We start from the raw sequence: 23791 nt of genomic DNA, 5'->3' as shown, positions 1-23791 counted from the left end.
TTCGTCGGAAAAATAGAACAAAATGGACAAAAATAGGTCGGATCATAGAAATCCGACCTATTTTGTCAACGGTCTGAAAAGACCGGAAGCATCCGGTCTTTTTCATTTAATCCATATTAAATCTTTTCTTGAACTGTTCGACCCTTCCGCCTCTTTCATTGAATTTCTGTCTTCCGGTATAAAACGGATGGGTGTCTGAGCTTACCTCAACTTTTATAACGGGATACGTCTTGCCGTCTTCCCACTCGGCCGTCTCATCGGAAGTTTTAGTTGAGCGGCTTAAAAAACGGTACCCGCTGTTTACATCCTGAAAGATCACTTGATAAGTTTTCGGGTGAATATTTGGTTTCATATGCCATTCCTCCTAACAAAACGTAATTATTACGTTTTATTATATACCTTTCATATGCTTGTGTCAAAAATGAATGTTCATTTGCCATGTTTTGATCACCTTATCCATTTTAACCGCTCACAGGAAGAATAATCTAAAAAAGGCGGTAAACAATAAAAAGCAAAATGGTGTAAATGAAAGGTGGTTTTCCGGATGAATGACTTGATTTTTGCAAGAAGCCTTTTCGGAACAACGATGGGGTTCCATATTATTTTCGCCTCGCTCGGTGTCGGAATTCCTTTAATGATTTTGCTGGCCGAGCTGATCTATCAAAGAACGAAAGATCCCCACTACGCCATTATGGCCAAAAGATGGACGAAGGCACAAGCCGTGTTGCTCGGGGTCGCCATACCGACCGGAACCATTGCCGGAACGCAGCTCGCCTTGCTTTGGCCGGGATTCATGGAAGTGATCGGAAAAGTCATGTCCCTCCCATTTCAAATTGAAATCTACGCTTTTTTTATTGAGGCTTTATTTATGTCCATTTATGTGTACGCAGCCGATCGGCTGACTCCCCTTATGAGAATTACAGCTGTCATTTTTATCGTTATCGGAGCAGCCGCATCAGCCATCTTAATTACAAATGTGCACGCTTTCCAGGGAACGCCTGAAGGCTTCAAAATCGTGAACGGCGAGATTACAGATGTTCAGCCGTGGACGGCGTTCTTCAACAAAAGCTTTGTGGCCACAGCAGGACACGTTGTCGTCTCCGCTTTTATGACGGGCGCGTTTATTATTGCGACGATAGCCGCCTACAAAATGCTTCGAAACCGCGGTGATGAAAAAGTCTACGCCCTTCATAGAAAAGCGCTGCTGCTCGGGCTGATTGTCGGAGGAGCATTTTCTCTTGTCACGGCTCTGAGCGGACACGAATCCGCACAGCTTCTTCATCGCTACCAGCCTGAAAAACTGGCGGGCGCAGAAGGGCTGTTTGAAACTCAGTCCCACGCCCCACTTGCGATCGGCGGATTTACTGATGAAAAGACACAATCGGTCAAATGGGCGATTGAGATTCCTTGGGCTTTAAGCTTTTTAGCCGACAACCGCTTTGACACCGTCGTAAAAGGACTGAATGACTTTCCAAGGGATGAGTGGCCTCCTCTGTTCATTCATACTTTGTTTAACGGCATGGTTTTTATCGGCAGCCTTTTGATTGTTTATGCCGCTGTCGGTTTTATTTGGAGAAAAGTCATGAAAAAAGACCGCTTTCCCCGCTGGATGTTGGCCGTGTTTATAACCGGCGGCCCGCTCGCTTTGCTCGCAATCGAATTGGGCTGGGTGTTCGCTTGCACCGGAAGGCAGCCTTGGGTCATTTACCATATGCAAAAAACGTCTGAAGTAGTGACATCCTCCGGCTCGATCGGCATATTGTTTCTTTTGTTCTTTATCGTCTACATCATTTTAGGAGCAGCGGTGGTGTTCGTATTGCAATATTACTTTAAACGCCACCCTGTCGAAGAAGATTTAAAAAGCAGCTGAATGCACAAAAAAACAGAAGGGAAGTCATATGATGCAACTGGATGGAACAACAGATGCCCTGCTGGCTATTTCGATCGTCTGGGGATTTATTTTTATCTACGCCGTGATGGCGTCAATGGATTTTGGAGCGGGATTTTGGTCGATGATCTATATGAACAAAAAACAGCTGAAAGCCACCAATATTGCAAACCGCTACCTTTCTCCGACTTGGGAAGTGACCAATGTTTTCATCGTCGGAATCGTCGTGGCCCTTTTCAGCTTTTTCCCGGGCGGCACTTTTGTGCTGGGAACGGTGCTTTTGCTTCCCGGCAGCATTATTTTATTGCTTTTGGCGATTCGAAGCGGATTTTTGGTCTTTTCGCACGCTGCAAAAGATTATGAAAGGGCTTTGACTTACGTTTCAGGGATCAGCGGCTTTATCATTCCGGCTGTTTTAATCCTCGTCTTGCCCGTGACACACGGCAACTTCGTATATCAGGTAGACGGAAGCCACCAATTGGATTTTGTTAATTTGTTTTTAAGCCCTCATGCCTATTCTTTTATGGGCTTTGCCATTTTCAGCACGCTGTTTCTGTCTTCATTGCTGCTGGCTGATTTTTCAAATGTAGCCGGAGAAAAAGACGCGTACCAGGTCTACCGCCGAAACGCTTTAATCACCGGCCCGCTCGCTTTGCTTATGTCATTCAGCATCATGATGACCATGAGGACGGAAGCCCGCTGGCTTTATACGAAAATGATGGACGGGCTTCCATGGCTGATTTTATCATTTTTGCTGTTTCTCGTCGCATTTGCGGCTCTATTTCTGCCAAACAGACATAACAGCGACCGGCAGGGAAAGCCTCGCCTCGCTGTCATCGCCATTACGCTGCAGTATTTTACGGCGAGCTATGTGTACGGGAGAGCGCACCTTCCTTACATGGTCTATCCTGATGTCACGATTCAATCAGGCTTCACCGCGCCGGAGACATTCAGGGCGCTGTTCATCTCCTATATTGTCGGTTTTATTATTTTATTCCCCGGCTTTTATTATTTCTGGAAATTGTTCATGAAGGACAAGCGGTACATCAAACAGCATGAATAAGGTTAAGCTAAATGTGTACAACTTTTAAAGGGGGCCAAAATGATATGGAACAAAAAATACTGTGTGAAGTCAGCAACTGCACTTATTGGGGACAGGGAAACAAGTGCACAGCCGACGCCATTTATGTCGTCAGTCATGCTGAAGGTGAAAAAGCATCTAATAGTGAAGAAACGGATTGTAAAACATTTAAACCTGAACATCATTAAAGCGGATGAATGAAGGAGGGACAGTCATGAATAAAGAGTCGCTGCTACAGGCTTTTTATCTGGAAATCCACGAGGCGGACGAAACCGCATTTCAAAAAGCAGCCTGCTCCTTCATGAACTTATGGGATTATGAATACGGCTGTCTTGACGGGCTGCCTGATCAAGCGGACCGGCTGATCGGACAGATCGTACACGAAGATTTGCTTTTGGGCGATTAAAGGAAAGGGCTGCTATTAAGGCGGCTCTTTTCATATTTTTTAAAAAACCGGCTTGAAAGCCGGTCCAAACGAGAAGGGAATAATGTACAGCTTTAATATACATGAGAGGCCTTCCATTTAACAAAGCTTGAAAATCTGGAAATCAGCGTTTAAAACAGCCTTTACTGTTTGAAAACGTCTATTTTAGATGAATTCTTTCTTAAAACGTGAGTATCCACTTCAAAGCCCATTCCCGGTCGGCCTGGAACCTGAATATAGCCGCCTTCGATGCGGATTTCCGGTTTTACGATATCCTCTTCCCAATACCTTGAGGATGAAGAAAGATCCCCGGGAATCAAAAACTGCGGAAGAGAACTCAGCGCAAGATTGTGTGCTCTTGAAATACCGGTTTCAAACATGCCGCCGCACCAGACAGGCATTTGATGTTCTTTGCAGATGTCGTGGATTTTCAGAGCTTCTGTCAAACCGCCGACTCGGGACGGCTTAATATTGATAATTTTGCAGCTGCCGAGCTCGATTGCCTTTCGCGCATCGTCGGCAGAACGGATGCTTTCGTCAAGACAAATTGATGTTTTGATATGTTTTTGCAGATGACGGTGGTCAACGATATCATCATCCGCCAGAGGCTGTTCGATCATCATTAATTTAAATGCGTCAAGCTCTTTAATCCGGCTGATGTCTTTTAATTCATAAGAAGAGTTGGCATCCGCCATCAGCGGCACCTTTGGAAAATGCCGGCGTATTTCCTTTAAAAGCTCTATATCCTGCCCCGGCTGAATTTTGATTTTTATTCTTTGATAACCTTCTTTTACATATTGTTCAATTTCCTGAAGCATATCATCCAATGGGGCAAGACCGACCACGACCCCGGCAGGAACTTCTGTTTTTACTCCGCCCAGCGCCTCTCTTAAAGAGATTCCTTTTTTCTTGGCGTAAATGTCCCAAAAGGCGGCTTCAAGGCCGGCCTTTGCCATTCTGTTGCCTTTGAATCCGCGAAGCGTCTCAGGCACTTCTGAAGGGTGTGTGAATGATTCGCGCAGCACAGCCGGAATCAAAAAATCTTTTAGCATGTGGTAACATGTCTCCGTTGTTTCTTCTGTGTACCACGGAGATGAAAAAGCGGATACTTCCCCCCAGCCTGTCACCCCTTCCTGGTCAGCAGCTTCAATGATGATAAACTTGCGATCCTGAAAGGTTTCCAAGCTTGATTTAAAAGGCTTTTTCAGCCGCATGCTGAGATGGTACAATGTCAGCTGTTTGATTTGAATCATGGCGCTCTCCTTCTACAATTGATGTCTCATCAGTTTATTCGAAGCATTTCTCGGCAGCTTGCCGACAAAATGAAAGGCTTTAGGCACTTTATATGAAGCAAGCCGTTCTTTGCAAAATTCGCTCAGCTCCTCTTCATCAACAGGGCTGTCGGCGACAAGATAGGCATGGGGAACCTTTCCCCACGTTTTGTCATCGACCCCTTTCACCCCCGCTTCCGCGACTTTAGGGTGTGAAAGAAGAACGGCCTCGACTTCAGCCGGATAGATGTTTTCTCCCCCTGATATGATTAAGTCTGAACGCCTGTCCAGCACGTATAAAAATCCGTCATCGTCAAGATACCCGATATCACCGGTTTTAAACCAGCCGTCATTGAATGAGGCTTTGTCTGCCGCCTCATTTTTTAAGTAGCCCTTCATAACGGTCGGCCCTTTTACGGTTATTTCTCCATGTTCTCCGGGGTGGCATTCCGTGCCGTTCTTTTCGATTTTGATGCTTGATGCAAACAGCGGCTTGCCGGCTGAACCGAGCTTTTCAATCGAGTATTCTGGGGCGAGGGTGGCAATCTGTGAGCACGTTTCAGTCATCCCGTATGACTGTACGACAGGCAGCCTCTTTCTTTTGCATTCCTCAAGGAGAGAAAGCGGGGCAGGCCCTCCGCCCAGTAACAGGCACCTTAATGATTCGGGGCAGCTGTCGACTTTTGCCGCAAGCCTTGACAGCATCGTCTGAACGACCGATGCAATCGTGACTTGATTGTCTTTGATCGAACGGAGAACTTCTTCCGCGTCAAACCTTTGATGTAAAACAACTGTCATTCCGTAAATGACCGATTTAAAAAGAGCCGATAAGCCGCTGATGTGGAAAAGCGGCAAAGCGATCAGCCAGCGGTCGTGTTCTTGGAGCCCCAAATTCAAAGCGGATGAAACCGCGCTGAAATAATGGTTGGCAAATGTCTGCATAACCCCTTTCGGCCGTCCTGTCGTTCCGGACGTATACATGATTGTCGCCGCATCGTCCAAATGAATGCTCTCGATTTCCGTAACCGGAGGGCTAGCGGCGTTTTGAACGTCTTCAATGTCAACAGCGCGGGCCGGCTTGCCCTCTCTATGCTCTTCCAGGAAAGGCTGTTCTGTAAGTAATAGCTTTGCTTCCGAGTGTTCAATTTGATATGTTCGTTCGTCCATTGACAGTTTCGTATTCAGCAAAACGATGCGAACGCCGAGAAGAAAGCAGGCATGGACGGCGATAACTATCTCCAGCCGGTTTGTAAGAAGTACAGCTGCTGTGTCCCCTTTCCTCAGACCAAAGCTCTTCAGCTGCCCGGCCGTTTTTTTTGCTTCATGAAATAATTGAATAAAAGTCAGCTTGTGATCCCCCTGAATCACAGCCATCCTGTCAGGAGTCAGCTCTGCTCGCTGTTTAAGCCAATTCGGATGGTCCATCAGCATATCATCATCTCCAAAAAATATCTTGAATGATAAAAGAAACAGCTCAGTCGCACTAAGCTGTTTCTCTCTTCCGTCTTTTAAGGAAAACGCGGGAACTGTCCGAAATCTGGACGGCGTTTTTCTTTAAACGCATCGCGGCCTTCTTTCGCTTCATCTGTTGTGTAATAAAGCAGTGTCGCATCTCCGGCAAACTGCTGGATGCCGGCAAGCCCGTCCGTGTCGGCATTAAAGGCCGCTTTAAGGAATCTGAGTGCTGTCGGGCTTTTCTCAAGCATTTCTTCACACCATTGAATCGTTTCTTCTTCAAGCTTTTCAAGCGGTACAACCGTATTGACAAGGCCCATTTCCTTTGCTTCCTGAGCGTTGTACTGACGGCACAGATACCAGATTTCGCGCGCTTTTTTATGACCGACGATACGCGCCAGATAGCCTGATCCGTAGCCTGCATCAAAGCTGCCGACTTTCGGCCCTGTTTGTCCGAAAATCGCATTGTCTGCTGCAATCGTCAAATCGCATACGATGTGGAGCACATGGCCGCCGCCGATCGCATAGCCTGACACCATCGCAACAACAGGCTTCGGAATGACGCGGATCAGCCGCTGAAGATCAAGCACGTTCAGACGCGGAATCTCGTCTTCTCCGACATAGCCGCCGTGTCCTCTTACTTTCTGGTCTCCTCCTGAACAGAACGCTTTATCGCCGGCGCCTGCAAGGATAATGACACCGATATTGGCATCATCCCGCGCATATGCAAACGCATCGATCAGTTCCGAAACCGTTTTTGGACGAAATGCGTTATGTACCTCAGGGCGATTGATCGTGATTTTGGCGATGCCGTTATATGTTTCATATAATACATCTTCGTATTGACGTTCGCTTTTCCATTCTACAGTCATAGATGTGTACCTCCTACTTTAAAATAAATTCACTTACTATTTTACCAAAAAAATCGGGCTCTTCCACATGAACCGCATGACCGGTATGTTCAACAATCTCGAGGCGGGCGGTTGGAATTCGCTTTGCCATGCTTTCATTGATCGCGATAAATTTTCGATCCAGGCTCCCCGCAATGAGAAGCACCGGATAATCGATTCGGCTCAGTCTGTTCCACCAGGACGGCTGTGATCCGGTTCCCATTCCGATTAAGCTGCCTCGAAGCCCGACCGGATTGTTGTTCAGACGTTCTTCACGCACTTTTTTTCTTTTCGAAGGGTCCATTGAAAGCTGAGATGCAAACAGCGGAATGCCTTCCCAATAATCTACGAAAGACTCGATTCCTTCTTCAAGTATCCGGCTGCTGAGCCGGCTGTCCTGCTCTCTGCGCGCTTTTCTTTCTTCCGGCGAATCAAGGCCCGGGGAACTGCTTTCCAGCACAAGACCGGACACACGCTCCGGGTGAATCATCGCCACTGATAAGGCAAGCCGGCCGCCCATTGAATAACCGATAAGGTAAGCCTGTTTCACATTTAAACGGTCAAAAATCTCGATCAGATCGGCTGCCTGCTTCTCTGTTGTGTAGCGGCTGCTGTCTGCCGGCGAGTCTGTTCCGCCGTGTCCGAGCAGATTCAGCTTGATCAGACGCAGCCCCTGAAAATAGCCGTCTATTCCGTCCCATGTTGCCGCACTTCCTGTAAAACCATGCAAAAACACCGCCGTTTTTTCCGCAGACAGGCCATTGTCTTCTATTTTATAGGAAACGCCGTCTTTCAGTGTCAATTTCAAAACGGCCACTCTTTTCTTATTTCATACATCGCGGAATCAAGCATTCGGCGATGCTGCTCCACACGGTCATCGCGCTTCGTCTTCACCTCAATGATATCCAAGCCGCGGCGGTTGACGGAGGACAAATACGCATCGGCAAAATGGGCGGATGACTCAGGGCATACATAGCGTCCTCCATACAGCTTGGCGGCATGCTCGAATTCGAGACCCGTCGGCGTTCCGAACAAGAGCTCGAAGTATCTTTCTTCAGCAGATTGGGGAAGAAAAGAGAAAATGCCGCCGCCGTCATTGTTGACGAGAACGACAGTCAGCGGAATGTCGAGCGTTTTGCTGACGAGGAGGCCGTTTAAATCGTGATAAAAAGACAGATCGCCGATGACAAGGGTTACCGGTTCTTTCGTTGCGGCATATACGCCCAGCGCAGTCGAGACAACGCCGTCAATCCCGTTTGCCCCTCTATTGGCGAAAATCCGGAATGACCGTTCCTGATTTTCAAAAAATGTATCCGCATCACGGATCGGCATGCTGTTTCCGACAAACAGGGAGCTGTTTTCCGGAATCAAATACTGCAGGTTCCGGTAGATACTTCCTTCAAAGGTAAGATCCTCAGCTTCAAGATTTCTTAAAAGAGCTCGGAAGCGGCTGTTGGCAAACCGCCATTTCTCCAGCCAGCTGCCTGATCTTTTTTCTGAATGGACAGCCGAAGTCGCAGCAGCCGCGAACTCCTCTTCCGCGCAATGCACCATATGTGCGCTGAGCTGAGTCGGATCGCGCCACCCTCCATCTGGATCAACAATGATTTGCCTGATGCTCGGATTTTGTTTTAGCAGCTGAAAAAGCGGCTTTGAAACCGGCATCGCGCCGAAGCGGATGACAAGCTCAGGCATGAGCTCCCGTTTCAGCTGTTCTTCTTTCAATAATGAATCGTATCCATCGATGATGGTTTCTTTTGAATGGCTGCCGTTTCTCAAGTTTGAGAGCGGGTCAGCCAAAATCGGATATCCCGCTGCCTGAGAGAGAGATACAATATGTGCTTTGGCGTCATCATCTTGCAGCTCTCCGCAGACGATCATGCCTTTTTCCGTCTCTTTGATCAGAGCGCTCAGCGCTTCAAGTTGATGCCGGTCAGCACGAAAGCGGCCGCTTTCAACCGCCACATGACTGCCGTTTCTCAACCTTTGAAACGGTTCATCCTCAAGGTTCGGCATGAGCGGCTCTCTCAGCGGAAAGTTGATATGCACAGGGCCGCGCGGCGCTTTTTTGGCTTCTCCGGCTGCGCGTGCTGCCAAAGAGCGGATGTACGCCAGCATTTCGGGATGACTGTCAGGCAAAGCCGAGTCTGTGAAAAACTTAACAAAGTTTCCGAATAAGAATTGCTGATCAATCGCCTGAGGTGCTCCTACTTCTCTCAGTTCATGCGGCCGATCAGCCGTTAAGATGATAAGCGGTATTCTTGAATAATGAGCTTCGATTACAGCCGGGTAGAAATTCGCCGCAGCTGTTCCGGATGTACAGATCAATGCGACAGGCTTTCGCATAGCTTTTGCCATGCCCATTGCAAAAAACGCAGCGGATCTTTCATCCACATGGATATGAACATTGATGTCCGGATGACTCGCGGCCAAAATCGCAAGGGGCGTCGATCTTGATCCCGGGCAGATGACCGCTTCTGTCACGCCTGCAAGAGAAAGCTCATCAATAAAATTCCCTATATATTTTGTAATTGGATTTTCAGTCAACGGATATCGCCTCCAAGTGCAGACAGCATCGGCTTCATCTTAATTTGCGTTTCTTCGTATTCCATATGAGGATCGGAATCAGCCACAACTCCGCAGCCGGCAAAAATTCTGGCCTCTTTTGAATCGATAAGTCCTGACCTGATCGCCACCGCGAATTCCCCATTGCCGGACATGTCGATCCAGCCCGCCGGTGCCGCATACCAGCCCCTTGACATCGGCTCCAACGCCCTGATGACCTCAATCGCTTTTTGCTGAGGCGCTCCTCCGAGCGCAGGAGTTGGATGAAGCTTCTCGATTAAATCAAAAAGCGAGGACTCCGCATTGATTTTGCCGACAATCGGCGTATACAAATGCTGCACATTTTTTGTTTTGTACAGTCCCGGCTTGGCCGGCTTTTTGATATTGCTGCAATTTGACAATAGCGCCTGATGAATCATATTGACGACAATGTCGTGTTCGATAAGGTTTTTTTCATCGTTTAACAGCTCAAGACCGAGCATCCGGTCCTCCTGCTCATTTTCGCCTCTCTTGATTGAACCGGCAAGGCAGGTCGACAGCACGTTGTCTCCGTCTTTTTTGACCAGTCGTTCAGGTGACGCGCCGACAAAACTTTTGCCGTTTTCTTCAATAGCGAATATATAGCTCGTTTTTTGTTCAGACATCAGATTGAATAATACTCTGTGAAGTTCGACAGGCTCGTCGAACGTTAAAAGGATCTCTCTGGCGAGCACAACTTTATCGTACTTCCCGTTTTTAATGTCGTCTGTCGCCCGCTGGACCGCTTCAAGCCATTCAGGAACATCAAGCTCCTCCTTGGCAGTATATCGCGCATGACCGTTTTCGGGATAACGGGAAGCATCCGCCTTGATGAGCTGTGAAGCAGCGCCCTTTATTTCTTCAAGTACTTTGCGTACATCCTCTTCAGGAGCCTTCCATCTATTGACCGTAATGAACGTTTCCTCTCCGTCCTGTGTCAGCATAGCGGTAGGAATAAAAAAAGCGCCTTCCTGGTAGCCGTTCCAATGCTGCTTGCGATCTTCCAGCGGATCAAATGAAAAACCGCCAAACAGCAATGGCCCCACCGCTGCCTGACTCGTGCATTGATCTTCGTGGAAGTGAAAGGTTTTCTCTTTTAAGCGCTCCCATTTTTCATGTACAGCCTGATAACGTCCGGCATCCTTCAGGTCTGTGGAAACCAAAACTTCCTTTCCCAATCCGACAAGCGTCAGTCCGCCGTCGGGATCAGACCAGAAGAACCGTTTCCCGGCAAATTGTTCTTCCCCATTTATGAAAAAGGAAAGAGCATCTATGCTCTCAATTTTTCTGGAATAACTTATTAAAACAGCATGGTTGACTTTTTTGACGATGTTTAATGCTTCAGGCGCTTCCCTAAGGAAAGTGCGCTGCACTGTTGTCACCATGATACATTCCTCCAAAATCCGTAAAATGCTTTTATAACCATACACCTGTGAACGGTATGTGTCAACAAAACGACACTTTATTAACAAGTGCCCTTACCTATTATAAACGTAATCGGCCGATTGAAAAAGACAAGGTCATTTATTATTTTTGAATTGCTGGACGGCCGCTTTTTTTCTAACAATATCACCCATTATATTGACACCTTTTTTAACTTTTTCTAAACTTAGTATGGACGTGTACGTATTAAAACTAAAGGAGTCATACTATATGCAGCATCAATCACTTTCAGGGAGTGTTTCTGAAATAAAGCCGGAAAAATGGCGCGTATGGTGGATGTTAACAAGACCCCATACACTGACAGCAGCCTTTGTCCCTGTAACGCTCGGGACCGTAATGTCCCTTGAATCGGGAAAAATTGATATCTGGCTGTTTTTAGCTATGCTGGCCGCATCAATATTAATTCAAATCGGAACGAACTTATTCAATGAGTATTTTGATTTTGTACGAGGACTTGATAATGAAAACTCGGTCGGCATCGGCGGTGCTATCGTCCGCTATGGAATGAAGCCAAAGACGGTATTATACCTGGCATACGGACTGTTTGGAACAGCCGTTTTACTCGGCCTGTACATCTGCGCTTCTTCAAGCTGGTGGCTTGCGTTGATCGGATTGATATGCATGGCCGTCGGCTATCTTTATACGGGCGGACCGTTTCCAATCTCCTATACGCCGTTCGGTGAAATTATGTCGGGCGTTTTTATGGGAATGGTCATCATTCTGATTTCATATTATATTCAGACTGGCGGGCTGACTTGGAACGTCTTTCTGATCTCCCTTCCGATTACGATTTTAGTCGGAGGCATCAATCTTTCCAATAATATCCGCGATATGGTCGGAGATAAAGAAAACGGAAGGAAGACGCTGCCGATTTTGGCTGGAAGAAAAAATGCCGTACAGATTTTGAGCTGGGTTTTTGCTGTTTCCTATATATTGATCGGTATATACATCGGCTTTGAGATCGTTTCTCTGTGGAGCTGCATTGTTCTATTAAGCCTGCCGAAGCCGATTAAAGCCATCCAGGAGTTCAAGGAAAAAGAAAAACCGGCGGATCTGATGGTCGCCATGAAATCAACGGCGCAGACGAACACCTTTTTCGGCCTTTTGCTCGCCATTGCCCTGCTCATTCAGTATATTTTTTAAAAAAGGAGCCTTTATGGCTCTTTTTTTTTGCTTTTATTTACAAGAAAGTTCTGTTTGAATTCGTTCATACTAAAAACGCGAGCACTTTAAAGAAACGAGGCGATGCATGTGCTAACAAAAGAACAGTTGACAAAACTCGAAAATGAACTGAAAGCCGGGAAAGAACAGATCGTCAGCCGCTTTAAAGAAAACGGACATTTTGGCATCGATGTGACGCATCCGTTCAACTCGACGGGCGATCTTTCTGCTTATGACAACCATCCAGGAGATGAAGGTACAGAACTGTACGAACGCGAAAAAGATCTTGCTCTTTTTGAACATGAAAGAGAGCATTTGCACGATATCGAACATGCTCTGGCTTTGATCGAAAAAGGAACATACGGCCGCTGTGAGGTATGCGGAAAGGATATCCCGTATGAAAGGCTGTCCGTACTGCCAACCGCAACGACATGCAGCGAACATTCGTCAACCGTCTCCGTTTCAAAAGACCGTCCGATTGAAGAAGAAGTGCTGAACCCCCCGTTCGGACATTTTGAAAAAGACGAAGACGACGAAAACGTCGCATACGATTCAGAAGACGCTTACCAGGACGTCGAACGCTACGGCAATTCTGAAACACCTCAGGATCTGGCCGTTCCGCCGCTTTCATACAGCCAGATGTACATGGAATATGAAGAGCCGCTCGGATATGTCGAAGATTACGAAAACTATGCCGCAACAGACATTACCGGAAAAGAAGTAACCGTCTACCCGACGAAAGAACACGAAAAATATGAAGACCTTCTTGATGAAGAAGGCATCATGACCTCTTTCGGCGATCTCCCGGCTTATGAAAAGGACCCATATACTGAAGATGAAGAAGACTAAGCCCCGCGGGTCAGGGGCTTAGCGTTTTTAAATTCAGCGGTGAAACGGTTTGATTTCCCAAATGTCTTCCGCATACTCCCGGATCGTGCGGTCGCTTGAAAAGTATCCGGCATGCGCGATGTTTGTGACGGCTTTTTCGGCCCAAAGACGCTTATTCAAGTAGTCTTTTTGAATCCGTTCCTGCGCTTCAATATAAGAAGCAAAATCTTTTAAAACGAAGTATTCATCATTATAAGCGATCAGCGAGTCATAAATCGGCTCAAATTCGCCGGCTTCCCCTTCGAAAAAACCATTGATCAGCTGATCGGCAGTCTGTCTGATCCTCGCATCATGCTGATAGTATTCCCTTGACAAATAGCCGCCTTTTTCAGTGTAGTTCAGCACTTCATCCGCCTTTAATCCGAACGTGTAAATACACTCGGGCCCCACCCTCTCAAGCATTTCTATATTGGCGCCGTCATGCGTGCCGATCGTCAAAGCCCCGTTGATCATGAACTTCATGTTTCCTGTACCTGAGGCTTCTTTGCTTGCCGCAGATATTTGCTCGCTGACATCTGACGCCGGAAAAATACGCTCGGCGGTTGATACCCGGTAATTTTCCAGAAAGATGACATTGATCGATTGTCTGACATCCGGATCATGATTGATTTTATCCGCGACTGAATGGATCAGCTTGATGACCTTTTTGGCGTAATGATAAGTCGGCGATGCTTTTGCTCCGAAAATAAATGTTTGCGGATAAATGGCAAAGCCTTTGTCTTCCTTCAGCCTGTTGTACAAATACATGATATGGAGCACATTTAAAAGCTGGCGCTTATAGGCGTGGAGACGCTTGACTTGAACATCGAAGATGCTGTCAGGATTAATGGCGAAGCCGATGCTGCCTTTCATCATGTCTGCCAAAAGCTGCTTTCGTTCCCTTTTGATGCGCTGAAACGCTTCAAGAAACGCGGAATCGCGCGCAAACGGACGAAGATCCAGGAGACGTTCAGGTTCTTTCAGCCACCTGTCTCCTATCGCTTCAGTAATCAGGTTCGCCAGCGGCGGATTTGCCTTTAACAGCCACCTTCTATGTGAGATGCCATTCGTTTTATTATTGAATTTAAAAGGGAAAAGAGAATAAAAGTCGTTCATTTCCCGCTCTTTTAATATGGTTGAATGAATGTTGGCTACGCCGTTAACACTGTAGCTTCCGACTATCGCCAGGTGGGCCATTTTCACCTCGCCGTGGGCGATGACGGCAAGCTTTTCGATCCTGCCCCATTCACCCGGGTATTTTTCCCACAGCCAGCCGCAAAACCGCTCATTGATCTCCTCAATGATCATAAAAATTCTCGGCAGAAGCGGTTTAATTAAATCGATCCTCCATTTTTCCAGCGCTTCGGCAAGCGTCGTATGATTCGTATATGAAATCGTATGTACGGTAACATGCCACGCTTCATCCCACGTCATTTTTTCTTCATCAAGCAAAATTCTCATCAATTCCGGCACAGCCAAAGCGGGGTGGGTATCATTGATATGGATTGCGACTTTTTGATGAAAATCATGGAGTGACGGGTGATTTTTCTTATAGCGTTTCACAATGCTTTGCAGGCTTGCCGATACTAAAAAATATTGCTGTTTCAAACGGAGAATCTTGCCTTCGTCATGCGTGTCATCCGGATACAGGCATTCAGATACAGCTTCTGTCTCGCGCTTATACTTTAAAATATTCGGTTCATGATGGAGCGAGCAAGGCTCCGCATTCCACAGCCGGAGGGTATTGACCGTCTCGGTCTCATAGCCGATGATCGGAATGTCGTAAGGCACGGCTGTCATCACTTCCGCTTCTTCCTGCCAAAAGCGGAGGCGCCCTCCTTCCTGCGCCATCTTGACCCGTCCGCCGAAACGAACACAAACAGCCTGATCGGCGTTGCGGATTTCCCACACGTACCCATGTTTGAGCCATTGTTCAGGCAGTTCGACTTGATGACCGTCAACGATTTTTTGTTCGAAAAAGCCATGCTTGTAGCGAATCCCCATCCCATGCCCGGGAAGGTCGAGCGAAGCCAGTGAATCCAAAAAGCACGCCGCGAGCCTGCCTAATCCGCCATTGCCAAGGCCTGCATCCATTTCGGCCTCTTCGATGTCTTCAAGACAAATGCCAAGCTCTGAAAGACCTTTTTGGACAACTTCACGGACGCCGAGGTTGAGCAGGTTTTGGCCGAGCAGTCTGCCCAGAAGAAATTCAATCGATAAATAATACGTCTGTTTATTTTGGTTGGAGCGGCTTCTTTCATTGGTCCCGATCCAGTTTGCGCTGATATGTTCCCTGACCATGACGCCGAGCGTCTGATACTGGTCAAGCGTAGAAGAGTCCCGAAAGCTTTTTCCGCACAACCGTTCAAGACGCTTCAAAAAGCATTGTTTAAAGCTTTCTTTACACGAGAACATGGCGCTTCCCCCTTTATCTCCCGGCTGTATAACCGCTGATACTGACGGGCTGACAAAGCCCAGCTGACATCATGTGTCATCGCTTTTTGAACGATGCTGCCCCATTCTTCTTTCTGGTGATAAATAGAAAGTGCTCTTTTCATCGTATACTTCATATCATGGGCGTTAAAATGGGCGAACGTAAAGCCGTTGCCTTCACCGTTTGTTTCCTGGTAAGCAGTCACTGTATCGTGAAGCCCGCCTGTTTCCCTGACAACCGGAACCGCGCCGTATCTAAGGGCAATCAGCTGTCCAAGACCGCACGGCTCGAATTTTGAAGGCATCAGGAAAAGATCGCTGCCGGCATAAATCTTGCGGCTGAGCGGTTCATGAAAACCGATATACGCCTTGCACCGCTCCGGAAAAGCATGCTCCATATAACGGAAATAATTTTCATATTCCGCTTCTCCGGTTCCTAAAACGAGCAGCTGCATGTCTTCTTCTTGAAACAGTTCATGCAATACCCGCTTGATCAAATCGATGCCTTTTTGCTTCGTCAGCCTTGTCACCATGCTGATGAGCGGAATGTCTTCATTCACCGGCAGACCGAATGTCTTCTGGATCACAGCTTTATTTTTCGGTTTTCCGTCACGGTTGACGGCATCGTAATGATAATCGATGTGAGGATCATTTAAAGGGTCGTACAGAACATCGTCAATCCCGTTTAAAATGCCGGTCAGCACATCCTTCTTGTCTGCCAGAACTCCTTCAAGCCGTTCGCCGTAGTATGGAGTCAAAATTTCATCGCGGTACGTCGGACTGACCGTTGTCACCTGATCAGCGGCAATAATGCCGCCTTTCATATAATTGATGTGTCCATAAAACTCGAGCTTTTCCGTTGTAAAGTGGGAAATGTCAAGGCCGAGCAAGTCATGGACCGCTTCCTTCGGAAAAATTCCCTGAAATTGAAGGTTATGAATGGTGAATACGCTTTTCATGCGCTGATAGAACGGTTTTTTTCGATATTCCTCTTTTAATAAATAATTGATCATCCCTGCGTGCCAATCGTGGGTATGGAGGACATCAGCATCAAAATTCAGCGCGTATAGTGCTTCCAAAACGGCCCGCGAGAAAAAAGCAAACCGCTCTCCATCATCATAATGGCCGTAGAGAGAATCCCGGTTAAAATAATACTCATGATCAAGAAAATAATAAGAAACGCCGTCATGTTCAAGGTGTTCAATGCCGCAGTACTGCCTGCGCCACCCGACGCGAACCTCGCATTCAGCCGTTTTAACCATCCTTCTTCTGAAATCTTCCGCAATCAAGCTGTATTTCGGCACCATGACAGCCGTTTCTATTCCTAAAAGGGCGAGCTCTTTCGGGAGCGCACCGGCGACATCGGCGAGTCCGCCTGATTTAACAAACGGCACACATTCAGAGACAGCGAATAAGACTTTCAAGAGTTCATCAGCGCTCCTTGTACGGCTCCTTTTTTTAATATAAAAGGGAGACCCATTGTACCGGACATTTCGATATGATGGCCGATTTTGACATCCTTGTCGCAGATGACGTGCTCCAGCCGGCAGTTTTCCCCGATCTTTGTTTTTTGCATAATAACGCTGTTTTTGATGATCGTTCCTTTTCCTACGTGTACTCCTCTGAACAAGACCGAATTCTCAACCTCGCCTTCGATGACGCAGCCGTTAGCGATAATCGATTGCTTTACCCTGCTGTTTTTAGCGTATTTTACAGGAGGATCGTTTTTTATTTTTGTGTAGACAGGCTGGCTCATATGAAAGACTTGCTCCCGAAACACAGGCTGGATGAGGTTCAAACTATGAAAAAGGTAGCTTTCGGGAGAGTCGATCACGGCGGTATACCCCGAATGCTCATAGCTGTTGACGGATAGCGAACCACGCTCTTTCCGGCAGACTTCCTCAAAAGATTGCGCTCCTCCGGCGCAATGCCCTTCAACCATCTCCCTCAACAAACTTTTCTTCGTGACATACAAGCCTAAAGGCTTTCCTTCTTGACAAACTTCAGTCAGATCACACCCGGATTCAAGGTGCTGTTTGAGCACCTCTTGAAAAGGAATGTGACAGACCGTATAGCTGTTTGCCACAGCAGCATATGGCTGAGTGCTTCTTTGAAAATAATCGAGATGCTCGGCAAATTGCCGAAACGAACCAAGCCCGACGTGCTCTTCATGGGGAATCGAAGACGGAAGAAAGAAGAGACCGTCCCTTTTCCTGTTTAAATCCCACTCTTTTCCCGATCCTAAATGGTCCATCAAGGAACGGTACGGAGACTTGGAAAATACAGCGACACTCCGAATGCCAGCATGAACCATACCTGACAACGCAAAATCGATCAGCCGGTACCTTCCTGCAAACGGCACGGCTCCGATCGAACGACCGGCCGTTAAATCTTGAAGAGAGTGCTGGTTGACAGCTGCATCAATAATTCCCAGCATTTGATTATTCATTGGCACCATCCGCCTCTCCGTGTTGTTTAAACAACCTTATGTTTTTTGACATATTCGTCTGTGATCAGCAGGATTTCGCCATCGTCCGCCTTCGCCCGAAAACCGTCCGGAATTCGAATTCCTGCCGATACAATGGCATTTTCGATCTCAACATGCTCTCCAATTGAAACGTCATGCATCACGACTGAACGTTTGATCGCGGAATATCTGCCGATTGCAACGCGCTGAAAGATTACCGAACGGGTAACCGCCCCATATACGGCGCACCCTTCGCTGATGAGCGATTCTTTGATGTCCGCCTGCTCGGCAACAAACTGCGGCGGTAGGTTCGGGGCGACGGAATAAATCCGCCAGTTCCGTTCGAACAGGTCAAGTGGAGGATGATCTCCAAGCAGATCCATATTAGCTTCCCATAAACTTCTGACCGTACCGACATCCTTCCAGTACCCTTTAAACGGATAAGCGTTCAGCTTCTTTTTTTCCTCGAGAAGAGCCGGTATGATATCTTTACCGAAATCGTGGCTTGAGCCGGATTTTTTTTCATCGCGTTCCAACACCTCTTCAAGCACGCTCCATTTAAAAACATAGACACCCATCGATGCCAAGTTGCTCTTCGGGTATTTCGGCTTTTCCTCGAAGCTTGTAATCTCCATCTTGTCATTGGTATGAAGGATGCCGAAACGGCCGGCTTCTGCCCAGCTGACTTCGATGACGGCAATGGTGGCGTCAGCCTGTTTCTCCGCGTGGTATTCGAGCATTTTTCCGTAATCCATTTTGTAGATATGATCTCCTGATAGGATGAGTACATGTTCAGGCTGAAGCTCTTTTAAAAAATGGCGGTTTTCATAAATCGCGCTTGCCGTTCCTTTGTACCACTTCACTTCCGACGCTTCCGCATAAGGAGACAAAATGAAGACCCCGCCGTCATTGCGGTCAAGATCCCATGGCTCGCCGATGCCGATATATGAGTTTAATAAAAGCGGTTGGTATTGAGTCAGCACACCGACATGATGAATTCCCGAGTTGGCGCAGTTGCTGAGGGCAAAATCGATGATTCTGTACTTGCCGCCAAATGGAACGGCCGGTTTTGCAAGGTTTTTCGTTAAGGCATTCAGCCTGCTTCCCTTGCCGCCTGCCAAAAGCATGGCCACACATTGTTCTTTCATCCCTTTTTCGCTCCTCTCTTTTTGACTGCTCTGAAAACCGCAGCTCCCAGCGGAGGGACTGTCATGCAGATGCTGTATGGTTTGCCGTGCAGAACGCCTTCTTTTGCTTGAAGTCGTTTCGGATTGATTTGGTGTGAACCTCCGTATTTTGCATCATCGCTGTTAAGCACTTCGATATATTCGGTTTGAAAAGGGACGCCGACCTGATATTCGTGATAAACGGAAGGCGTAAAATTGCAGACGATAATCAGCGCTTCACCGGGCTGTTTTCCATAGCGGATAAACGACACAATCGACTGTTCCGCATTGTTGACGTCAATCCACTCGAATCCTTGCCGCCGATGATCATTTTCATACAGAATACGGCTTTTTTTGTAGAGGTGAAGAGCCTCCTTTGTAAACATCCGGGCCTTGCGGTGCATGTCAAAATCGTCCAAGAACCAATCGAGCTCTTCTTCGTCTTTCCATTCATCAAATTGAGCAAACTCACCGCCCATAAAAAGAAGTTTTTTTCCCGGGTGAAGCGTAAAATAACTGATCAGCAGGCGGTACTGGGCGAATTTCTGCCAGTAATCGCCAGGCATCTTATGAAGCAGAGACTTTTTGCCGTACACCACTTCATCGTGGGAGAACGGCAGGATGTAATTTTCTGAGTAGGCATACATTAAGGAGAATGAAACAAGATGATGCAGGTGTTTTCTTTGTTCTGGGGAAGCTTCCATATAGGTTAATACATCGTTCATCCAACCCATATTCCACTTATAATTAAACCCGAGACCGCCTGCATAGGTCGGATGCGTCACAAGCGGCCAGTCTGTGGAGTCCTCAGCAATCATTAAAAAGTGGGAATCTTTTGCAAAAACCTGTTCGTTTAAAGTTTGAATAAATTCGATCGCAAAGCCGTTCGCTTCAGGCTGAGGACGGTTTGGCCAATACAGGAGGTTTGCAACTGCATCGACTCGAAATCCATCTATATGATACATCTCGATCCAATACAACGCGTTCGAGATTAAAAAACTGCGAACTTCTCGTTTTCCGAGGTCAAAATTGGCGGTCCCCCATTCCCAATTTTCCCTGTCATGCTCGTGTGTATATTCATACAGCGGCATACCGTCAAACAAATACAAGCCGTGGTCATCTTTGCAGAAATGGCCGGGAACCCAATCCATAATGACGCCGATCTCATGCTGATGGCACTGGTCGATAAAATACATCAAATCATGCGGTTCGCCATATCTGCTCGTCGGACTGTAGTACCCCGTTGTCTGATAGCCCCATGAACGGTCAAACGGGTGCTCTGTCAACGGCATCAGCTCGATATGTGTGAATCCGTGTTCTTTAACGTAAGGAATGACTGTTTCGCTCAGTTCCCGGTATGTGAAAAAACGCCCATCCGCTTTCTTTTTCCATGAACCGACATGAAGCTCGTAGATGGAAATCGGTTTTTCATATACGTTTTTTTGTTTCTTTTTCTTTTGCCACTTCCCGTCGCCCCATGGGTATCCGGCCAATTGATAAGTGATCGATGCCGTTTTCGGCCTGACTTCAGAAAAAAAAGCATAGGGATCGGCCTTCAATTTCGTTTCATTTGCGGCTGTGATCATTTCATATTTATACAGTTCCCCTTCTCCGATGCCGGGGATAAACAGTTCCCATATCCCTTCCTGATGACGCTTCTTCATTTGATGCCATTCACCGGACCAGCCGTTAAACGTTCCGGCGATTCGAACTTCCTTCGCATGAGGGGCCCAAACACAGAACCGGAAACCTTGGCGGCCGTCCTGTTCCGTCTGATGAGCGCCGAAAAATCTGTAGCATTCATAAAGCCGACCTTCATGAAAGAGATGCACTTTAATATCCGAGGCACTCACATCAGCCATTGATTTCATCCTTTCTGCCACTATATTTAAAGATTACTCTTTTATTCGCATATTATGGCTTGATCCCTTTAATGAAAGCGCTTCTATTTATTGACAAAGTTCAACAATTTCTTTTTGGGACATTGACTGAAGTCATAACTGGCATACAAAAAAAACTCCGCATCGCAATGATGCAGAGTTTAACATGATGACCCGTACGGGATTCGAACCCGTGTTACCGCCGTGAAAGGGCGGTGTCTTAACCACTTGACCAACGGGCCTTATTGAAAAATGGCGGAGAAGGAGGGATTTGAACCCTCGCGCCGCTTACGCGACCTACACCCTTAGCAGGGGCGCCTCTTCAGCCACTTGAGTACTTCTCCATGGCTCCGCAGGCAGGATTCGAACCTGCGACCGATCGGTTAACAGCCGATAGCTCTACCACTGAGCTACTGCGGAATATCATGGTGGGCCTGAATGGACTCGAACCATCGACCTCACGCTTATCAGGCGTGCGCTCTAACCAGCTGAGCTACAGGCCCATGATATGCAAATGAAGCGGGTGATGGGAATCGAACCCACGACATCAGCTTGGAAGGCTGAGGTTTTACCACTAAACTACACCCGCAAATTTTATTTGGGGCGATTGATGGGAATCGAACCCACGAATGCCAGAGCCACAATCTGGTGCGTTAACCACTTCGCCACAACCGCCACAATATATAAAATTGTAAAATGGTGGCTCGGGACGGAATCGAACCGCCGACACACGGATTTTCAGTCCGTTGCTCTACCAACTGAGCTACCGAGCCTTTATTTAAAATGGCGGTCCGGACGGGACTCGAACCCGCGACCTCCTGCGTGACAGGCAGGCATTCTAACCAACTGAACTACCGGACCATTTTGATTGCACCCTTCGGGCACTCCTCATTTAATGAGTAATTTGGTTGCGGGGGCAGGATTTGAACCTGCGACCTTCGGGTTATGAGCCCGACGAGCTACCGAACTGCTCCACCCCGCGATGATTAAAATAATAAAAGATATATGGCGGAGGAAGAGGGATTCGAACCCCCGCGGGCTTTGACACCCCTGTCGGTTTTCAAGACCGATCCCTTCAGCCAGACTTGGGTATTCCTCCGTAACAATGGTGGACCTTGTAGGACTCGAACCTACGACCGGACGGTTATGAGCCGTCTGCTCTAACCAACTGAGCTAAAGGTCCTTTAATAGCGGCGGAGGGGATCGAACCCCCGACCTCACGGGTATGAACCGTACGCTCTAGCCAGCTGAGCTACACCGCCATGGTGAATATTAAAGATAACAAAGTGGAGCCTAGCGGGATCGAACCGCTGACCTCCTGCGTGCAAAGCAGGCGCTCTCCCAGCTGAGCTAAGGCCCCAAAGAATGGTCGGGAAGACAGGATTCGAACCTGCGACCCCATGGTCCCAAACCATGTGCTCTACCAAGCTGAGCTACTTCCCGTTATATAATGGCGCGCCCGAGAGGAGTCGAACCCCTAACCTTTTGATCCGTAGTCAAACGCTCTATCCAATTGAGCTACGGGCGCATAGATGATCAAGCGGAAGACGGGATTCGAACCCGCGACCCCCACCTTGGCAAGGTGGTGTTCTACCACTGAACTACTTCCGCAAAATAGATTGGCAATGCGGATGAAGGGACTTGAACCCCCACGTCTTTAAAAGACACTAGAGCCTGATTCTAGCGCGTCTGCCAATTCCGCCACATCCGCATGAAAATGGTGAGCCATGAAGGACTCGAACCTTCGACCCTCTGATTAAAAGTCAGATGCTCTACCAACTGAGCTAATGGCTCCAATACTGCAATGAAAGCTGAAGACTTTTTCGAAAGCTATCTGTCTTTTTTCAGCAACTTTTATATTGTATCATAAAATCGTGGTGCCGGCAAGAGGACTTGAACCCCCAACCTACTGATTACGATTCAGTTGCTCTACCAATTGAGCTACACCGGCCCATTCCAATATGAATGGTGGAGGATGACGGGATCGAACCGCCGACCCTCTGCTTGTAAGGCAGATGCTCTCCCAGCTGAGCTAATCCTCCTCGTCAGTTGTTGGAGTAATTCTCGATCTGACAAGGACTATTATATACGGGAATACACCCATTTGTAAAGGCTATATTAAAAAAATTTTATTTTCAGTTTATTCTATCATGACAGACGAATGTGCACTCATCTTTCCGCCCAATCCGTATCATTGCATCAAAAGCTTCAGGGCAACATTTATCCTATGTACGGCTTATAATAGATTCTTCAGACGATTCGTGAATTCCTGTCTTTTTCCCATAGCAAATTTGTATTCGAATTGATTTCTCAAAACAATTTTAAGTCCTTTTCGAGCGATAAGCAATGTATTTGGCTTCTCGACTCTCTCTATCCCAACTCTTAATAGCCAAGCGACGTGTTTTGAAAATGAATGTTGTGCGCTCGAAATATATACATTCATTTGTCAATTCTCAAACTGCCCCAATGCCTCGTAATCCATTTGCCGGAACATCCATATTTCGCTCCTCTATTTGCATGAGTTTCACTGCCTTACATCACTGATCTTATACATGCCGATGTGCTTATTGGCTCCATATTCCCTTATAGAATTGGCACTGAACCGCCAGATCGCGAGCCTGAAGAGGTGAAAGCAGTTTGCCTATTGTTTGCCGTTTCGCGAAGCACTGAAGGGTTAAAAGCGCTATATAAATGATTGAACGTCAATAAATAATAACCACCCGTGCTAACGGGTGGTTTTCTCTGCGGCTGAAAGCCTTTGTTACTGACCAAACCCTAAAGG

At 47.2% G+C, this 23791-nt stretch carries 18 protein-coding genes and 20 tRNA genes; 6 read left to right on the top strand and 32 right to left on the bottom strand.

From position 1 onward, the window contains the following. Positions 1-106: 106 nt before the first annotated feature. Positions 107-352 carry a type B 50S ribosomal protein L31 gene (locus QMZ64_RS21990; RefSeq protein WP_003184624.1) on the bottom strand — a complete coding sequence of 82 codons (246 nt, stop codon included), beginning with the start codon at positions 350-352 and terminating at the stop codon, positions 107-109. 192 nt (positions 353-544) lie between these two features. Between QMZ64_RS21990 and QMZ64_RS21985 the strand changes: the two genes are divergently transcribed. From QMZ64_RS21985 to QMZ64_RS21970, 4 genes are read left to right on the top strand one after another with little or no spacing between them, the layout of a single operon-like run. After that, complete coding sequence (locus tag QMZ64_RS21985; RefSeq protein WP_023855818.1) at positions 545-1870, top strand: cytochrome ubiquinol oxidase subunit I; 1326 nt, start codon at positions 545-547, stop codon at positions 1868-1870. 37 nt (positions 1871-1907) lie between these two features. Then, the gene (locus QMZ64_RS21980) at positions 1908-2951 is read left to right on the top strand and encodes a cytochrome d ubiquinol oxidase subunit II (protein WP_178388306.1); all 1044 of its coding nucleotides are present in this window, start codon (positions 1908-1910) and stop codon (positions 2949-2951) included. A 44-nt stretch (positions 2952-2995) separates the two neighbouring features. Further along, positions 2996-3157, top strand: a complete 162-nt coding sequence (locus QMZ64_RS21975) for a DUF1540 domain-containing protein (protein ID WP_020452689.1) — start codon at positions 2996-2998, stop codon at positions 3155-3157. Between the two features lie 26 nt (positions 3158-3183). Continuing rightward, positions 3184-3375, top strand: a complete 192-nt coding sequence (locus tag QMZ64_RS21970) for a hypothetical protein (RefSeq protein ID WP_243944380.1) — start codon at positions 3184-3186, stop codon at positions 3373-3375. Between the two features lie 161 nt (positions 3376-3536). On the opposite strand, the gene menC is transcribed toward QMZ64_RS21970, so the two are convergent. From menC to QMZ64_RS21940, 6 genes are all read right to left on the bottom strand, one after another. Then, entirely contained in the window at positions 3537-4646 is a 1110-nt protein-coding gene (menC, locus tag QMZ64_RS21965) for an o-succinylbenzoate synthase (protein WP_265625860.1), read from the bottom strand. Positions 4647-4658: 12 nt separating this feature from the next. Next, entirely contained in the window at positions 4659-6095 is a 1437-nt protein-coding gene (locus tag QMZ64_RS21960; RefSeq protein WP_265625859.1) for an o-succinylbenzoate--CoA ligase, read from the bottom strand. Between the two features lie 77 nt (positions 6096-6172). Then, a complete protein-coding gene (gene menB / locus QMZ64_RS21955; RefSeq protein WP_020452693.1) occupies positions 6173-6991 on the bottom strand; it encodes a 1,4-dihydroxy-2-naphthoyl-CoA synthase in 819 nt (272 codons plus the stop codon). 13 nt (positions 6992-7004) lie between these two features. Then, positions 7005-7826 (bottom strand): 2-succinyl-6-hydroxy-2,4-cyclohexadiene-1-carboxylate synthase, encoded by an 822-nt coding sequence (gene menH / locus QMZ64_RS21950; protein WP_243944386.1) that lies wholly within the window; start codon positions 7824-7826, stop codon positions 7005-7007. Beyond that, positions 7814-9556 carry a 2-succinyl-5-enolpyruvyl-6-hydroxy-3-cyclohexene-1-carboxylic-acid synthase gene (menD, locus tag QMZ64_RS21945; protein WP_265625858.1) on the bottom strand — a complete coding sequence of 581 codons (1743 nt, stop codon included), beginning with the start codon at positions 9554-9556 and terminating at the stop codon, positions 7814-7816. The genes menH and menD overlap by 13 nt, the downstream gene beginning before the upstream one ends. After that, entirely contained in the window at positions 9553-10977 is a 1425-nt protein-coding gene (locus QMZ64_RS21940) for an isochorismate synthase (RefSeq protein ID WP_301441589.1), read from the bottom strand. Before QMZ64_RS21940 ends, menD begins: the two co-directional genes overlap by 4 nt. Before the next feature lie 268 nt (positions 10978-11245). Between QMZ64_RS21940 and QMZ64_RS21935 the strand changes: the two genes are divergently transcribed. Both QMZ64_RS21935 and QMZ64_RS21930 read left to right on the top strand, forming a co-directional pair. Continuing rightward, positions 11246-12178, top strand: a complete 933-nt coding sequence (locus tag QMZ64_RS21935; RefSeq protein ID WP_265625856.1) for a 1,4-dihydroxy-2-naphthoate polyprenyltransferase — start codon at positions 11246-11248, stop codon at positions 12176-12178. A gap of 108 nt (positions 12179-12286) precedes the next feature. Next, complete coding sequence (locus tag QMZ64_RS21930; protein WP_265625855.1) at positions 12287-13045, top strand: TraR/DksA C4-type zinc finger protein; 759 nt, start codon at positions 12287-12289, stop codon at positions 13043-13045. 33 nt (positions 13046-13078) lie between these two features. Here QMZ64_RS21930 and QMZ64_RS21925 read toward each other — a convergent pair whose 3' ends face one another. From QMZ64_RS21925 to QMZ64_RS21805, 25 genes are all read right to left on the bottom strand, one after another. Further along, complete coding sequence (locus QMZ64_RS21925; RefSeq protein ID WP_265625854.1) at positions 13079-15478, bottom strand: glycogen/starch/alpha-glucan phosphorylase; 2400 nt, start codon at positions 15476-15478, stop codon at positions 13079-13081. Next, positions 15439-16920, bottom strand: coding sequence for a glycogen synthase GlgA (gene glgA, locus QMZ64_RS21920; RefSeq protein WP_265625853.1), 1482 nt, complete (start codon positions 16918-16920; stop codon positions 15439-15441). The genes QMZ64_RS21925 and glgA overlap by 40 nt, the downstream gene beginning before the upstream one ends. Next, entirely contained in the window at positions 16917-17945 is a 1029-nt protein-coding gene (locus QMZ64_RS21915) for a GlgC family sugar phosphate nucleotidyltransferase (protein WP_265625852.1), read from the bottom strand. The genes glgA and QMZ64_RS21915 overlap by 4 nt, the downstream gene beginning before the upstream one ends. A gap of 26 nt (positions 17946-17971) precedes the next feature. Continuing rightward, positions 17972-19111, bottom strand: a complete 1140-nt coding sequence (locus tag QMZ64_RS21910; protein ID WP_265625851.1) for a glucose-1-phosphate adenylyltransferase — start codon at positions 19109-19111, stop codon at positions 17972-17974. Further along, a complete protein-coding gene (gene glgB / locus QMZ64_RS21905) occupies positions 19108-20991 on the bottom strand; it encodes a 1,4-alpha-glucan branching enzyme (protein WP_265625850.1) in 1884 nt (627 codons plus the stop codon). The genes QMZ64_RS21910 and glgB overlap by 4 nt, the downstream gene beginning before the upstream one ends. A 188-nt stretch (positions 20992-21179) precedes the next feature. After that, positions 21180-21251, bottom strand: a tRNA-Glu gene (locus tag QMZ64_RS21900). 11 nt (positions 21252-21262) lie between these two features. Next, a tRNA-Ser gene (locus QMZ64_RS21895) sits at positions 21263-21353 on the bottom strand. Between the two features lies 1 nt (position 21354). Then, positions 21355-21429 (bottom strand) — tRNA-Asn (locus tag QMZ64_RS21890). Between the two features lie 6 nt (positions 21430-21435). Next, a tRNA-Ile gene (locus QMZ64_RS21885) sits at positions 21436-21512 on the bottom strand. Between the two features lie 15 nt (positions 21513-21527). Beyond that, positions 21528-21598 (bottom strand) — tRNA-Gly (locus tag QMZ64_RS21880). Between the two features lie 10 nt (positions 21599-21608). Continuing rightward, positions 21609-21684: transfer RNA gene (locus QMZ64_RS21875), tRNA-His, on the bottom strand. Between the two features lie 22 nt (positions 21685-21706). Continuing rightward, a tRNA-Phe gene (locus tag QMZ64_RS21870) sits at positions 21707-21782 on the bottom strand. Positions 21783-21793: 11 nt separating this feature from the next. Beyond that, positions 21794-21870: transfer RNA gene (locus QMZ64_RS21865), tRNA-Asp, on the bottom strand. Between the two features lie 44 nt (positions 21871-21914). Continuing rightward, positions 21915-21991: transfer RNA gene (locus tag QMZ64_RS21860), tRNA-Met, on the bottom strand. Positions 21992-22015: 24 nt separating this feature from the next. Continuing rightward, positions 22016-22108, bottom strand: a tRNA-Ser gene (locus QMZ64_RS21855). Between the two features lie 7 nt (positions 22109-22115). Beyond that, positions 22116-22192 (bottom strand) — tRNA-Ile (locus QMZ64_RS21850). A 5-nt stretch (positions 22193-22197) separates the two neighbouring features. After that, a tRNA-Met gene (locus QMZ64_RS21845) sits at positions 22198-22271 on the bottom strand. 25 nt (positions 22272-22296) lie between these two features. Continuing rightward, a tRNA-Ala gene (locus QMZ64_RS21840) sits at positions 22297-22369 on the bottom strand. Positions 22370-22375: 6 nt separating this feature from the next. Then, a tRNA-Pro gene (locus QMZ64_RS21835) sits at positions 22376-22452 on the bottom strand. 8 nt (positions 22453-22460) lie between these two features. Further along, positions 22461-22537: transfer RNA gene (locus tag QMZ64_RS21830), tRNA-Arg, on the bottom strand. Positions 22538-22548: 11 nt separating this feature from the next. Beyond that, a tRNA-Gly gene (locus tag QMZ64_RS21825) sits at positions 22549-22620 on the bottom strand. Positions 22621-22635: 15 nt separating this feature from the next. After that, positions 22636-22720, bottom strand: a tRNA-Leu gene (locus QMZ64_RS21820). A gap of 7 nt (positions 22721-22727) precedes the next feature. Continuing rightward, positions 22728-22803: transfer RNA gene (locus tag QMZ64_RS21815), tRNA-Lys, on the bottom strand. 81 nt (positions 22804-22884) lie between these two features. Then, a tRNA-Thr gene (locus QMZ64_RS21810) sits at positions 22885-22960 on the bottom strand. Between the two features lie 15 nt (positions 22961-22975). Further along, a tRNA-Val gene (locus QMZ64_RS21805) sits at positions 22976-23051 on the bottom strand. Between the last annotated feature and the right edge of the window lie 740 nt (positions 23052-23791).

Origin of the sequence: Bacillus sp. LB7 (genome assembly GCF_030449715.1) — a bacterium.
GTDB classification, from domain to species: Bacteria; Bacillota; Bacilli; order Bacillales; family Bacillaceae; genus Bacillus; species Bacillus paralicheniformis.
The sequence above is the reverse complement of the archived record's forward strand: the minus strand, read 5'-3'. Positions and strand labels throughout refer to the sequence as shown.